Annotated in this window: 12 protein-coding genes; all 12 read left to right on the top strand. The window is 68.7% G+C overall.

The window, feature by feature from the left end; translation table 11 throughout:
- The first annotated feature begins 168 nt into the window (after positions 1-168).
- Entirely contained in the window at positions 169-855 is a 687-nt protein-coding gene (locus K9U41_RS02710; RefSeq protein ID WP_282639333.1) for a helix-turn-helix domain-containing protein, read from the top strand.
- A 158-nt stretch (positions 856-1,013) separates the two neighbouring features.
- The gene (locus tag K9U41_RS02705) at positions 1,014-1,913 is read left to right on the top strand and encodes a class II glutamine amidotransferase (protein ID WP_282639332.1); all 900 of its coding nucleotides are present in this window, start codon (positions 1,014-1,016) and stop codon (positions 1,911-1,913) included.
- Positions 1,910-2,617: a protein glxC gene (locus K9U41_RS02700; protein WP_282639331.1), complete on the top strand. Its 708-nt coding sequence runs from the start codon at positions 1,910-1,912 to the stop codon at positions 2,615-2,617. The genes K9U41_RS02705 and K9U41_RS02700 overlap by 4 nt, the downstream gene beginning before the upstream one ends.
- Positions 2,618-2,628: 11 nt before the next feature.
- Positions 2,629-3,966, top strand: a complete 1,338-nt coding sequence (locus K9U41_RS02695; RefSeq protein ID WP_282639330.1) for an FMN-binding glutamate synthase family protein — start codon at positions 2,629-2,631, stop codon at positions 3,964-3,966.
- Positions 3,967-4,060: 94 nt separating this feature from the next.
- Entirely contained in the window at positions 4,061-5,422 is a 1,362-nt protein-coding gene (gene glnT / locus K9U41_RS02690) for a type III glutamate--ammonia ligase (RefSeq protein ID WP_282639329.1), read from the top strand.
- A gap of 296 nt (positions 5,423-5,718) precedes the next feature.
- On the top strand, positions 5,719-6,972 hold the full coding sequence (locus tag K9U41_RS02685; RefSeq protein ID WP_282639328.1) for a sarcosine oxidase subunit beta family protein: 1,254 nt from the start codon (positions 5,719-5,721) through the stop codon (positions 6,970-6,972).
- Between the two features lie 3 nt (positions 6,973-6,975).
- The gene (locus K9U41_RS02680; protein ID WP_282639327.1) at positions 6,976-7,248 is read left to right on the top strand and encodes a sarcosine oxidase subunit delta; all 273 of its coding nucleotides are present in this window, start codon (positions 6,976-6,978) and stop codon (positions 7,246-7,248) included.
- The gene (locus K9U41_RS02675) at positions 7,245-10,214 is read left to right on the top strand and encodes a sarcosine oxidase subunit alpha family protein (RefSeq protein WP_282639326.1); all 2,970 of its coding nucleotides are present in this window, start codon (positions 7,245-7,247) and stop codon (positions 10,212-10,214) included. The genes K9U41_RS02680 and K9U41_RS02675 overlap by 4 nt, the downstream gene beginning before the upstream one ends.
- Positions 10,207-10,812, top strand: a complete 606-nt coding sequence (locus tag K9U41_RS02670) for a sarcosine oxidase subunit gamma (protein WP_282639325.1) — start codon at positions 10,207-10,209, stop codon at positions 10,810-10,812. The genes K9U41_RS02675 and K9U41_RS02670 overlap by 8 nt, the downstream gene beginning before the upstream one ends.
- 98 nt (positions 10,813-10,910) lie before the next feature.
- Positions 10,911-11,780 (top strand): formyltetrahydrofolate deformylase, encoded by an 870-nt coding sequence (purU, locus tag K9U41_RS02665; protein ID WP_282639324.1) that lies wholly within the window; start codon positions 10,911-10,913, stop codon positions 11,778-11,780.
- Positions 11,781-11,861: 81 nt separating this feature from the next.
- Positions 11,862-12,092, top strand: a complete 231-nt coding sequence (locus K9U41_RS02660; protein WP_282639323.1) for a hypothetical protein — start codon at positions 11,862-11,864, stop codon at positions 12,090-12,092.
- 188 nt (positions 12,093-12,280) lie between these two features.
- Positions 12,281-13,649 (top strand): allophanate hydrolase (gene atzF / locus K9U41_RS02655; protein ID WP_282639322.1); only part of this gene is annotated, 1,369 nt, incomplete at its 3' end.

Below are 13,649 nucleotides of genomic sequence, written 5' to 3'. Positions count from 1 at the left end.
CCAGGCGGCGCAAGTCCGCAAGCCGGGCCGGCGACCGCCGGGCAAAGGTCCCCTAACGTCAGACGGGCGGCGGATTCGCCGTGTCTTCTCCGCCGGAAGCTGGCACAATGACATTTCAAACACAGGTGGAGTGGTCCGGCATCCCTGGGGGGCCGGGCGGATGAGCGTATGGGGGAGAGCGTGGCCGAAAGGAAGCTGAAAGGGTCCGTGGAGGTCCTGCCACCGCACGTTCAGGAGAGCGAGGATTATGTCACCGGGTCCGGCGCGCCCGCTGCGACGGCGGTCACCCTGGAACAGGCGCTGGGCGTGCAGGTGCGCTCCATCCGGCGTGAACTGGATCTCACCGTGTCCGACCTTGCCGGCGCGGCCAGTATTTCCGTCGGCATGCTCTCCAAGATCGAGAACGGCCAGATCTCGCCCTCCCTCGCCACGCTGCAGGCCATCGCCAAGGCCCTCAACGTGCCCATCACCACATTGTTCTCGGCCTTCGAGGAGCGGCGCGACTGCTCGTTCGTGCGGGCCCACCAGGGCGTCATCATCGAGCGGCGCGGCACCAAGGTCGGCCACCAGTACGAGTTGCTGGGCCATGGGCTCGGCGGCGACATCGTGGTGGAGCCCTACCTCATCACCTTGTCGGAAGAAGCGGCGCCCCACACTGGCTTCCGCCACGCCGGGGTGGAATTCATCTACATGCTCTCGGGCGAGGTGATGTACCGCCACGCCGACCGCACCTACCACCTGCGGGCCGGCGACTCGCTGATGTTCGATTCCGGCGCCGCCCACGGTCCCGAAGACCTGATCCAGCGGCCCATGACCTACCTGTCCATCATCGTCTACGGCCGCGACCGGCACTGAAGCGCGCCAGCGGCGCGAACCCGCAGCCCCGGCTGAACTGCGCAAAAGTTTCCTGAAGCGAAAATTTTATTCGCTGACGTTGACGCCCCAGGTCGTTCGGCGTACTTCTTCGTCTCAAGGTCGCCCGCGCGGCCCGGAATGGAGACAGTGACAGCGCCATGTGCGGCATCGTCGGACTTTTCTTGAAGGACCCCAAGCTCGAAGGCGAGCTGGGGGCCATGCTCGCCTCCATGCTCTGCGTCATGACGGATCGCGGCCCCGACAGCGCGGGCTTCGCCGTTTATGGCAGCGGTGCGAAGGACAAGGTGAAGCTCTCGCTGCGCGCCACGGCGTCCTACGACTTCGAGGCGCTTGCGGCCGGCCTGTCGCTCCCGGCCGCCGGCCTGCCGGGCCTCGCCGTGCGCGGCACCCATGCCATCGTCGAAATTCCCGCGGCGCGGGAAGCGGCGGTGCGCGCCTTCCTCAAGGAGCGCCATCCGGAGGTGGCCATCGTCGGCACCGGCGAGCGCATGGAAATCTTCAAGGAGGTGGGCCTGCCCGCCTTCGTGGCTGAAACCTTCGGCCTGTCCGGCATGCGCGGCACCCACGGCATCGGCCACACCCGCATGGCCACCGAGAGCGCGGTGACCACCGCCGGCGCCCACCCCTTCTCCACCGGCGCCGACCAGTGCCTGGTGCACAACGGCTCGCTCTCCAACCACAATGCCCTGCGCCGCGCCCTGAAGCGCGAGGGCATCGCCATCGAGACCGACAACGACAGCGAGGTGGCCGCCGGCTATCTCACCTGGCGGATGCGGCAGGGCGCATCCCTGGGCCAGGCGCTGGAAGCGGGCCTGAACGACCTCGACGGCTTCTTCACCTTTGTGGTGGGCACCGAGAACGGCTTCGGCGTGCTGCGCGATCCCATCGCCTGCAAGCCCGCCGTAATGGCCGAAACCGACCAGTATGTGGCCTTCGGCTCGGAATATCGTGCCCTGGTGGACCTGCCGGGCATCGCCAAGGCCCGTGTGTTCGAACCTGAACCCGCCACCGTCTATTTCTGGGAGCGCGCCCAGTGAACGCCATCTCCCCCGACCTCACCTTCGACCTCGCCGACACCTCCCTGCGCGAGCTGAACGCGGCGCTCCACGCCGCCACCGGCGAAAGCAACGCCCGGCGCTGGCGGGTGCTGAACCCCAATGGCCGCCACGCGGTGGCGGTGGGCATTGCCGCCCCCCTCACCGTCGAGATCGAGGGCCACGTGGGCTATTACTGCGCCGGCATGAACGCCGAGGCCTCCGTGATCATCCACGGCAATGCCGGCGTGGGCCTCGCCGAGAACATGATGAGCGGCTTCGTCCATGTGCGCGGCGATGCCAGCCAGGCGGCCGGCGCCACCGGCCATGGCGGCCTGCTGGTGATCGACGGCAATGCCTCGGCCCGCTGCGGCATCTCCATGAAGGGCATCGACATCGTGGTGAAGGGCTCCGTGGGCCACATGAGCGCCTTCATGGGCCAGTCCGGCAGCCTCATCGTGCTGGGCGATGCCGGCGAGGCGCTGGGCGACAGCCTCTATGAGGCCAGGCTGTTCGTGCGCGGCTCCGTCAAGTCCCTGGGCGCCGACTGCATCGAGAAGGAGATGCGGGACGAGCACAAGGTGCTTTTGGCCGAAAAGCTGAAGGCGGCGGGCCTCGACGGCAGCGTCGATGTCTCCGCGTTCAAGCGCTACGGCTCGGCCCGGCAGCTCTACAATTTCCACGTCGACAACGCGTCCGCGTACTGAGGGCCGAGACGATGACCGCTCATTCCAACGTGCCCCGCACCCCGCCCCGCTTCTCGGCCACCTTCGATCCCGCGACGCTGGCGGAGATCCGCCGCGCCGCGGCCACCGGCATCTATGACATCCGTGGCGGCGGCACCAAGCGCAAGGTGCCCCATTTCGACGACTTGCTGTTCCTCGGCGCCTCCATGTCGCGCTATCCGCTGGAGGGCTATCGCGAGAAGTGCGGCACCGAGGTGGTGCTCGGCACCCGCTTCGCCAAGAAGCCCATCACCCTGAAGACGCCGGTGACCATTGCCGGCATGAGCTTCGGCGCGCTCTCGGCCCAGGCCAAGGAAGCTTTGGGCCGCGGCGCCACCACGGTGGGCACGAGCACCACCACCGGCGACGGCGGCATGACGCCGGAAGAGCGCGGCCAGTCGCAGACCCTGGTCTACCAGTACCTGCCCTCGCGCTATGGCATGAACCCGGTGGACCTGCGCAAGGCGGATGCCATCGAGATCGTCATCGGCCAGGGCGCCAAGCCCGGCGGCGGCGGCATGCTGTTGGGACAGAAGATCTCCGATCGCGTCGCCGCCATGCGCAACCTGCCCAAGGGCATCGACCAGCGCTCGGCCTGCCGCCATCCCGACTGGACCGGCCCCGATGATCTGGAGATCAAAATCGAGGAGCTGCGCGAGATCACCGACTGGGAAAAGCCCATCTATGTGAAGGTGGGCGCCTCCCGCCCCTATTACGACATCGCCCTGGCGGTGAAGGCGGGGGCGGACGTGGTGGTGCTCGACGGCATGCAGGGCGGCACCGCGGCGACCCAGGACGTGTTCATCGAGAATGTGGGCCTGCCCATCCTTTCCGCCATCCGCCCGGCGGTGCAGGCGCTGCAGGACCTCGGCATGCACCGCAAGGTGCAGCTTATCGTCTCCGGCGGCATCCGCTCCGGCGCGGACGTGGCCAAGGCGCTGGCGCTGGGCGCCGACGCGGTGGCCATCGGCACGGCGGCGCTGGTGGCGCTGGGCGACAACGATCCCCAGTTCGAGGACGAATACCAGGCGCTGGGCACCACCGCCGGGGCCTATGACGACTGGCACGAGGGCCTCGACCCCGCCGGCATCACCACCCAGGACCCGGTGCTCGCCGCCCGGCTCGATCCGGTGAAGGCCGGCCATCGCCTCGCCAATTATCTCTCGGTAATGACGCTGGAGGCGCAGACCATCGCTCGCGCCTGCGGCAAGAGCCACGTGCACAATCTGGAGCCCGAGGACCTCGTCGCCCTCACGGTGGAAGCCGCCGCCATGGCCGGCGTGCCGCTGGCCGGCACCTCATGGATCCCCGGACGCACCGGCGGCTACTGAGCCGCGTTTTCCTGACTTCGGCCGCGCCGCTCGACCGGCGCGGCCTTCATAAAAATCCCGACCATCCAAGACCTTCCTGCCAGGGATCGAACCCATGACCAGCACAACCGAAATCGCTCGGGAGGCGGAAGGGCGCGCCTCCGTCTCCGCCAAGGGCGGCCTGGACCTCGCGAAAATCGCGAACGAGCGCGGCATCAAATACTTCCTCATCTCCTACGTGGACCTGTTCGGCGGCCTGCGGGCCAAGCTCGTGCCCGCTTCCGCCATCGGCCCCATGCAGAAGGAAGGCGCGGGCTTCGCCGGCTTTGCCACCTGGCTCGACATGTCGCCGGCCGACCCGGACCTGTTCGCGGTGCCCGACCCCACCAGCCTCATCCAGCTGCCCTGGAAAGAGGAAATCGGCTGGCTCGCCGCCGACCTCTACATGGGCGGCAAGGAAGTGGAGCAGGCACCCCGCACCGTTCTGAAGCGCCAGCTCGCCGCCGCCGCGGCGCTGGGCTATGAGGTGAAGACCGGCGTGGAGTGCGAGTATTTCCTGATCACGCCGGACGGCAAGGGCATCTCCGATACGTCCGACACGGCGGAAAAGCCCTGCTACGACCAGTCCGCCCTCATGCGCCGCTATGATGTCATCAAGGATATCTGCGATGCCATGCTGAAGCTCGGCTGGGGTGCCTACCAGAACGACCACGAGGACGCCAACGGCCAGTTCGAGATGAACTGGAACTATGACAATGCGTTGCTGACCGCCGACCGACACGTCTTCTTCAAATACATGGTGAAGTCGATCGCGGAACAGCATGGGCTGCGCGCCACCTTCATGCCCAAGCCCTTCATCAACCTCACCGGCTCGGGCTGCCATGCCCACGTCTCCCTGTGGTCGAAGGGCAAGAACGCCTTCTCCGATCCCAAGGGGGAGCTGGGCGTCTCGCAGCTCGGCTATCATTTCATCGGCGGACTGATCCACAATGCGGACGCCTTGTGCGCCCTCACCAATCCCACGGTGAATTCCTACAAGCGCATCAACGCCCCGCGCACCCTTTCGGGGGCCACCTGGGCGCCGAACACGGTGACCTATACCGGCAACAACCGCACCCACATGATCCGCATTCCGGATGCCGGCCGCTTCGAGTTCCGCCTCGCCGACGGCGCGGCCAACCCCTACCTGCTGCAGGCCGGCCTCACGGCGGCGGGCCTCGACGGCATCGAGAACCAGCGCGATCCGGGCAAGCGCCTCGACATCAACATGTACACCGACGGGCACAAGGTGAAGGGCGCCAAGCGTCTGCCGCTGAACATGCTGGACGCCCTGCGCGCGCTGGAAAAATCCCGCGTGCTGGGCGAGCGGCTGGGCCAGCCTTTCGTCTCCGGCTATCTCAAGCTGAAGCATGAGGAATGGAACGCCTATTCCCGCCACCTCACCCAGTGGGAACGGGACAACACCCTGGACATCTGATCTGGACACAGCCCCCTGCGGGCCAAATGGGACGGAGACCGGCCCCTTGCCCGCATCCGGAGACGGCCCTTCCTTCCCGTGATGCGCCTGCGGCGGCACCGCGCCGCCTCGGCCCTCGCCGTTTGACCCGCCGCGTCCGCCGCGGCGCCCGAGCAGATGAACAGGGTTCGCGACACCAACGGGCGATGAGCTTCACTCATTGCCCTTTGGGCCAAGCCCGCGCGGCGCCTGAGCGCAACCCTCTCGGCACCGGTCACAGACCGGGGCCGTTGGTCTAAGCCCCAAGCGAGTGCCCGATGTCCCGCTATTCCGTCTTCAGCCTCATCGCCAATGCGCTCAACGGCCAGACCGGGTGGAAGCCCGCCTGGCGGGATGCCGCGCCGAAGCCTGCCTATGACGTGATCGTCGTGGGCGGAGGCGGGCATGGCCTGGCGACCGCCTATTACCTCGCCAAGGAGCACGGCATCCGCAACGTGGCGGTGCTGGAGAAGGCCCATGTCGGCTCCGGCAATGCCGGGCGCAACACCACCATCATCCGCTCCAACTACCTGCTGCCGGGCAACGAGCCGTTCTACGAGTGGTCCATGAAATTGTGGGAGGGCCTGGAACAGGACCTCAACTACAACGCCATGGTCTCCCAGCGCGGCATCATCAATCTGTTCCACTCCGACGGCCAGCGCGACGCCTATGCAAGGCGCGGCAACGCCATGCGCCTTGCCGGTGCCGACGCCGAGCTGCTGGACCGCGCGCAGGTGCGGGCCTTGTGCCCCTTCCTCGATTTCGACAATTCCCGCTTCCCCATCAAGGGCGGGCTGATGCAGGCCCGCGCCGGCACCGCGCGCCACGATGCCGTGGTGTGGGGCTATGCCCGCGCCGCCGACCGGCTCGGCGTGGACATCGTGCAGAATTGCGAGGTCACAGGCTTCATCCGCGAGGGCGACGCGGTGGTGGGGGTGGAGACCACGCGCGGCGCCATCCGCGCGGCGAAGGTGGGCCTTGCGGTGGCCGGCTCCACCTCCCGCCTCACCCGCCTGCTGGATCTGCGCCTGCCCATCGAGAGCCACGCGCTGCAGGCCTTCGTATCCGAGGGGCTGAAGCCGCTGGTGCCGGGGGTGATCACCTTCGGCATGGGGCATTTCTACGTCAGCCAGTCCGACAAGGGCGGCCTGGTCTTCGGCGGCGACATCGACGGCTACAATTCCTACGCCCAACGCGGCAACCTGCCGGTGGTGGAGGACGTGGCCGAGGGCGGCATGGCGGTGATGCCCCTCATCGGCCGGCTGCGCATGCTGCGCGCCTGGGGCGGGCTCGTGGACATGTCCATGGACGGCTCGCCCATCATCGACGTGGGGCCCCTGCCGGGCCTCTACCTCAACACGGGGTGGAACTACGGGGGCTTCAAGGCGACGCCGGCCTCCGGCTGGTGCTTCGCCCATACCATCGCGCGCGATCAGGCCCACGCCTTCAACGCCGCCTTCCGCCTCGACCGCTTCCGCTCCGGCCACATCATTGATGAGAAGGGGGTCGGCGCCCAGCCGAACCTGCACTGACCTATGCGCATCCCCTGTCCCTATTGTGGCGCGCGCTCGTCCCACGAATTCGCCTATCTGGGCGATGCGGCGCCGACCCGTCCCGATCCCTCGGCCCCCGACGCGGCCGAGGCCTTCCATTCTTACGTCTATGAGCGGGACAATCCGGCCGGCCCCATGGACGAGCTTTGGTACCATTCCGCCGGCTGCCGCCGCTGGCTGAAGCTGACGCGGGACACCCGCACCCACGCCATCACCGCCGTGGTCTTCGCCGGCACCGGGGAGGGCGCGCGATGACCCGCCTCGCCAAGGGCGGCCTCATCGACCGCAGCCGCACCCTGTCCTTTGCGTTCGACGGCAAGACCTTCACAGGCCATCCCGGCGATACGCTGGCCTCGGCGCTGCTTGCCTGTGGCGTGCGGCTCGTGGCCCGCTCATTCAAGTATCACCGCCCGCGCGGGGTGGTGACGGCCGGCTCCGAGGAGCCCAACGCCCTGGTGGAGCTGCGCACCGGCGCCCGGCGCGAGCCCAACACCCGCGCCACCACGGTGGAGCTTTACGACGGCCTCGAAGCCGCCAGCCAGAACCGCTGGCCCTCGCTGGACTTCGATGCGCTGAGCGTCAACCGGCTGGTGTCGCCCTTCCTCGGCGCGGGCTTCTACTACAAGACCTTCATGTGGCCCGCCGCGTTCTGGGAGAAGGTCTATGAGCCGGTGATCCGCCGCGCCGCCGGCCTCGGCCGCGCCGCCGACGCGCCGGACCCGGACCATTACGAGAAGGCCACCGCCTTCTGCGACGTGCTCGTCATCGGCTCCGGCGCGGCTGGCCTTGCGGCGGCGCTGGCGGCCGGGCGCTCCGGCGCGCGGGTGATCCTCGCGGACGAAGATTTCCGCCTCGGCGGCCGGCTGCTCTCCGAGCGCGCGGGTATCGACGGCGGCTCCGCCCTCGACTTCGTGGCGCGGGTTGAGGCCGAGCTTTCAAGCCTGCCGAATGTGCGGCTCATGCCACGCACCACGGTGTTCGGCGCCTATGACGGCAGCGAATATGGCGCCGTGGAGCGGGTAAGCGATCATCTGCCCGCCCCCCTGCCCTTCCAGCCGCGCCAGCGCCTGTGGCGCATCGTGGCCAAACGCTGCGTGCTGGCGGCAGGCGCCTTCGACCGGCCCATCGTGTTCCCCGGCAACGACCGGCCGGGGGTCATGTCGGCGCTGGCGCTGGCCACCTACGCCACCCGCTATGGCGCCGGCGCGGGGGCCAACGCCGCCGTGTTCTCCACCAACGACCATGCGGTGGCCGCAGCCCTCGATGCGGCGGAAGCGGGCCTGAAGCTCGACGCTGTCATCGACGTGCGCCCCGCCTTGCCCGAGGCGCTGGCGGCACGGGCGAAGGCGCTGGGCGTGCGCGTCATCACCGAGGGCGAGGTGGTGGCAACCTCCGGCAAATGCCTGAAATCCATCACCGTGAGCACCCCGCGCGGCAGCGAGACGCTGGCGGTGGAAGCCCTCGGCGTGTCGGGCGGTGCCACGCCCAACCTTAACCTCACCTGCCATCTGGGCGGCAAGCCGGTGTGGCGGGAAGACATCGCCGCCTTCGTCCCCGGCGCGGTGCCGCCCGGCATGGCGGTGGCCGGCGCGGCGGCGGGCACCTTCGCTCTCGCCGACATCCTCGCGGACGGCACCCGCCTCGGCGCATCGGCGGCTTCCGATTCGGGCTTCGACGCTTCCCCGGTGCCGGCCCCGCAGGCGGAGGGCGCGCCCACCGGCTTCAAGGCATTCTTCCATGTGGCCGGCAAGGGGTCGAAGGGCGGTCCCGCCTTCGTGGACCAGCAGAACGACGTGACCGCCAAGGATGTGGCCCTCGCCCACCGCGAAGGCTTCCGCGCAGTGGAATTGCTGAAGCGCTACACCACGCTGGGCATGGCCACCGACCAGGGCAAGACCTCCAACATGGTCGGCCTCGCTTTGATGGCGGAGCTGACCGGCAAGGGCATTCCCTCAACCGGCACCACCGTGTTCCGCCCGCCCTATACGCCGGTGGCGCTGGGCGTGCTGGCGGGCCACCATCGCGGCGTCGACTTCAAGCCGGCCCGTCCCACGCCCACCCATGAGTGGGCGCAGGCGCAGGGCGCCGTCTTCGTGGAAACCGGCCTGTGGATGCGCGCCGCCTATTTCCCCAAGCCCGGCGAGACCGACTGGCTGGAAAGCGTGAACCGCGAGGTGAAGGCGACGCGCGAAGCCGTGGGCGTCATCGACGTGTCCACCTTCGGCAAGATCGACCTTCAGGGACCCGACGTGGGCGTGCTGCTCGATCGCGTCTACATCAACATGTTCTCGACGCTGGCCGTGGGCAAGGCGCGCTACGGCGTGATGCTGCGCGAGGACGGCCTGGTCATGGACGACGGCACCACCGCGCGCCTCGCCGACGACCATTATGTGATGACCACCACCACGGCCAACGCCGCCAAGGTCTACCAGCATCTGGAATTCTGCCTGCAGGTGTTGTGGCCGGATCTGGATGTGTGCCTCGCCTCGGTGTCCGAGCAATGGGCGCAGATCGCGGTGTCCGGGCCGCGCTCCCGCGAGGTGCTGGCGAAGATCGTGGACGGGATCGACGTCACCAACGCCGGCATGCCCTTCATGGGGGTGGCGCAGGGCAGTGTGATGGGCGGCGTTCAGGCGCGTATCTTCCGCCTCTCTTTCTCCGGCGAGCTGGGCTACGAGATCGCGGTGCCGGCCCGCCACGGCGCGGCGCTGATGCAGGCGCTGATGGAAGCGGGCGCGCCCTTCGGCATCACGCCCTATGGGGTGGAGGCGCTGGGCGTGCTGCGCATCGAGAAGGGCCATGTCTCCGGCAGCGAGCTGACCGGCCAGACCTGCGCGCGCGATCTCGGCCTCGGCAAGATGGCGTCCACCAAGAAGGACTATATCGGCCGGGTGATGGCCGGGCGGCCCGCCCTCACCGATCCGGAGCGGCCGACGCTGGTCGGCTTCAAGCCGGTGGACCGCACCGCGCGGCTGCGTGCCGGCGCCCACTTCCTCAAGCCCGGCGCCGCCGCGACCACTGATAACGACGAGGGCTACATGACCTCGACCGCCTTCTCGCCCACCCTCGGCCACTTCATCGGCCTCGGCCTTTTGAAGCGCGGGGCGGAGCGCATGGGCGAGAAGGTGCGCGCCTATGACCCGGTGCGCGGCGGTGACATGGAGGTCGAGGTGTGCTCTCCCGCATTCATTGACCCGCAAGGGGAGAAGCAGCGTGTCTGACCTGCTGGAATACCTCGCCCCCACCCGGCTCGTGCCGGAGGGGCACTATGGCCCGGAGGGCGCCGCGGGTGTCACCGCGCGCGCGGTCGAGACCCTTGCCGCCGCCACGCTGGTGGCCCGCAAGGGCGCGACGGCGCGCCTCATCGTCGCCTGCGCGGCGGCGGGCCTGCCGCTGGCCGACGCGCCGCGCTTCAGCGCCGGGGCGGGGCTGGAGGCGGTGGGAACCGGCCCCGGCCGCTGGCTCGTCCTCGCCGAGGGCGTGAGCGGGACGGACCTTGTCGCCCGCCTCGCCGGCATGGCTTCGGGCCTCGCCGCCATCACCGACCAGAGCGATGCCAATCTCATCGTCGACGTTTCCGGTGAGAAGGCCCGCGCGGCGCTGGCCAAGGGCGTCACCGTGGACCTTGACCCCACCGCCTTCCGGGCGGGAGACGCCGCGACCACCAACGTGTCCCATGTGGGCGTCACCTTCTGGCAGAAGGATGCCGCCACCTTTCGCTTCGCCGTGGGGCGCTCGTTCGCGCCCGCCTTCCTGCGCTGGCTGACCGTGAGCGCCGCCGCGTTCGGCTTCGCCCTCACCGGCACCGGACGAGGTTGACCGCAGCGCGGCGCGCGCGACAAGCCTTCGCACCCAACCATTCCTCACGCGACCGCCGGCGCCCCGGCGCGCGGCGCGCCAGATAAAGACGCATCACCATGACCACGCCGAGCGATCATTTCATCCTCACCCTCTCCTGCCCCAACCGGCCGGGCATCGTGGCGGGGGTATCGACCTTCCTGTTCGAGAAGGGCTGCAACATCCTCGAGGCCCAGCAGTACGACGACACCGAGACCAACCGCTTCTTCATGCGCGTGGTGTTCAACGTGGTGGCGAGCGAGGCGAGCCTGCCCGAGATCCGCGAGGGCTTCGCCGACGTGGCCGCAGGCTTCGACCTCACCTGGACCATGCGGGCGGTGGCGGAGAAGCGCCGCGTGCTGCTACTGGCCTCCAAGTTCGACCATTGCCTCGCCGACCTGCTCTATCGCTGGCGCATCGGCGAGATCGCCATGGACATCACCGGCATCATCTCCAACCACCCCATCGAGACCTATGCCCATCTCGATTTCGACGGCATCCCCTTCCACCATTTGCCGGTGACCAAGGCCACCAAGCTGGAGCAGGAAGCGAAGATCTGGGAGATCTTCCAGTCCTCGCGCTCTGAACTCGCCGTGCTCGCGCGCTACATGCAGGTGCTGTCGGACGACCTTTCCGCCAAGCTCTCGGGCAAGTGCATCAACATCCACCACTCGTTCCTGCCGGGCTTCAAGGGCGCCAAGCCCTACCATCAGGCCCACGCCCGCGGCGTGAAGCTGATGGGCGCCACCTCGCACTATGTGACCTCCGACCTCGACGAGGGGCCGATCATCGAGCAGGACGTGGAGCGCATCTCCCACCAGGATTCCCCCGACGACCTGGTGCGCAAGGGCCGCGACATCGAGCGCCGCGTGCTCGCCCGCGCCATCTCCTGGCACCTGCAGGACCGGGTGCTGCTGAACGGCTCGCGCACCGTGGTGTTCCGCGACTGAGGCAGTCGCCCCCGGCCGGCGGGGAAACAACCGCCGGCCGGGGGCGTTGGGCAGGAGAGATCCATCACCAGGGAGATCCCCATGCCCCGCAATGGCGTCCTTGTCGCCGCAGCCTTCGTTCTCGTCCTCGCCCTGTTCGCGGCGAACGTCTTCTCCAATCGCGGCACGCCCGAGCCCAGCGAAACCGCGCCGGCGAACATCACCGCCCCCACCGGCAACCCGCCGCCCTTGACCACCTCCCCCGATGCCGCGCCCGGGCGAACCCTGTCGCCGGCCGAGGGCGAGCGCTCGGGGGGCGACCCGCCGCGCTGATAATGCCTATTTTATTAGCAAATGATGCTTTGATAGCGGCCCGGAACCCCTCTGAAAGGAGGGATTCCGGGCCTTGTCATTCCAATCAAACAACTGATTTATATTATGAAAGCTATAATTGCATACATCTGGCGCGTTTCCTGCTAAGCCTTGCCCGCCGCGCGGTGCGGCCGAACACGGGTTAGAGCATGCAGACCGTCGCCAGCCTCCTTACCGCCCACAGGTCGGGCTCCCGCGCCGTCGCCGAAACGGTGCGCGCCGTCTATGCCCGCATCGCGGTGCAGGACGATCCGGCCCTGTTCATCACCCTGCGTGCGGAAGCCGACGTGCTGGCCGAGGCCGCCGCGCTGGAGGCGAAGGGCGACACCGCCCTGCCGCTCTATGGCATCCCGGTGGCGGTGAAGGACAATATCGACGTGGCCGGCCTGCCCACCACCTGCGCCTGCCCCGCCTTCGCCTATACGCCCGAGCACGACGCCACCGCCGTGGCGCGGCTGAAGGCGGCGGGCGCGCTCATCATCGGCAAGACCAATCTGGACCAGTTCGCCACCGGCCTCGTGGGCGTGCGCTCGCCCTATGGCATTCCGCGCAACGCCTTCAATCCCGCGCTGGTGCCGGGCGGCTCGTCCTCCGGCTCGGCATCGGCGGTTTCGGCGGGCATCGTGCCGGTCTCGCTGGGCACCGACACCGCCGGTTCCGGCCGGGTGCCGGCCATGCTGCAGAACATCGTGGGGCTGAAGCCCTCCCTCGGCCTTGTGCCCAACACCGGCCTCGTGCCCGCCTGCAAGACGCTGGACTGCATCTCCGTCTTCGCCCTCACCGTGGATGACGCCATGGCGGTGCTGGACGTGATCTCCGGCTTCGACCCGCAGGATGCCTGGTCCCGCGACCTGCCCCTCGGCCCGCTCGCCGCCGCGCCGCCCGCCTTCGTGCTGGGCGTGCTGCCGCAGGCGCAGCGTGAATTCTTCGGCGATGCCCACGCCGCCGCCGCCTATGAGGCGGCGCTTGCGCGCTTCGCAGCCCTCGGCGCGACGCTGAAGGAGATCGATTTTTCCCCCTTCGCCGAAACCGCCCGCCTGCTCTATGAGGGTCCCTGGGTGGCGGAGCGCTGGATCGTGGCGGAAAAGCTGCTCACCACCACGCCCGAGGCGCTGCATCCCGTCACCCGCGCCATCACCGAGCCGGGTGGCACCGCGAGCGCCGCCGATGCCTTCCGCGCCACCTACCGGCTGAAGGAATTGCGGGCGAAGGTGGCCCCGGTGCTCGCCGCCATCGACGGCCTGCTGCTGCCCACCGCGCCCACCGCCTATACGGTGGAGGAGGTGCTGGCCGATCCGGTGCGCCTCAATTCGCGCAATGGCACCTACACTAATTTCGTCAACCTCATGGACCTGTGCGGCATCGCCGTGCCCGCCGCCATCGCACCCACCGGCGTGCCCTATGGCGTCACCCTGCTGGCGCCGGCCGGCAAAGACGCGCAGATGGCGGCGCTGGGCCGGGCGTTCGTGGCGGCCGGCGATTTGCCGCTGGGCGCAAGCCATGCCCCCTGTCTCTTAT

It is taken from the genome of Xanthobacter autotrophicus (assembly GCF_029991245.1).
Classification (GTDB): Bacteria; Pseudomonadota; Alphaproteobacteria; order Rhizobiales; family Xanthobacteraceae; genus Xanthobacter; species Xanthobacter autotrophicus_C.
The sequence above is the reverse complement of the archived record's forward strand: the minus strand, read 5'-3'. Positions and strand labels throughout refer to the sequence as shown.

Bases quoted from the DNA above. Each gene is read 5' to 3' on its own strand.
- K9U41_RS02710 (WP_282639333.1), top strand. From the start codon at position 169: ATGGGGGAGAGCGTGGCCGAAAGGAAGCTGAAAGGGTCCGTGGAGGTC.
- K9U41_RS02705 (WP_282639332.1), top strand. From the start codon at position 1,014: ATGTGCGGCATCGTCGGACTTTTCTTGAAGGACCCCAAGCTCGAAGGC.
- K9U41_RS02695 (WP_282639330.1), top strand. From the start codon at position 2,629: ATGACCGCTCATTCCAACGTGCCCCGCACCCCGCCCCGCTTCTCGGCC.
- glnT (WP_282639329.1), top strand. From the start codon at position 4,061: ATGACCAGCACAACCGAAATCGCTCGGGAGGCGGAAGGGCGCGCCTCC.
- K9U41_RS02685 (WP_282639328.1), top strand. From the start codon at position 5,719: ATGTCCCGCTATTCCGTCTTCAGCCTCATCGCCAATGCGCTCAACGGC.
- K9U41_RS02680 (WP_282639327.1), top strand. From the start codon at position 6,976: ATGCGCATCCCCTGTCCCTATTGTGGCGCGCGCTCGTCCCACGAATTC.
- K9U41_RS02675 (WP_282639326.1), top strand. From the start codon at position 7,245: ATGACCCGCCTCGCCAAGGGCGGCCTCATCGACCGCAGCCGCACCCTG.
- purU (WP_282639324.1), top strand. From the start codon at position 10,911: ATGACCACGCCGAGCGATCATTTCATCCTCACCCTCTCCTGCCCCAAC.
- K9U41_RS02660 (WP_282639323.1), top strand. From the start codon at position 11,862: ATGCCCCGCAATGGCGTCCTTGTCGCCGCAGCCTTCGTTCTCGTCCTC.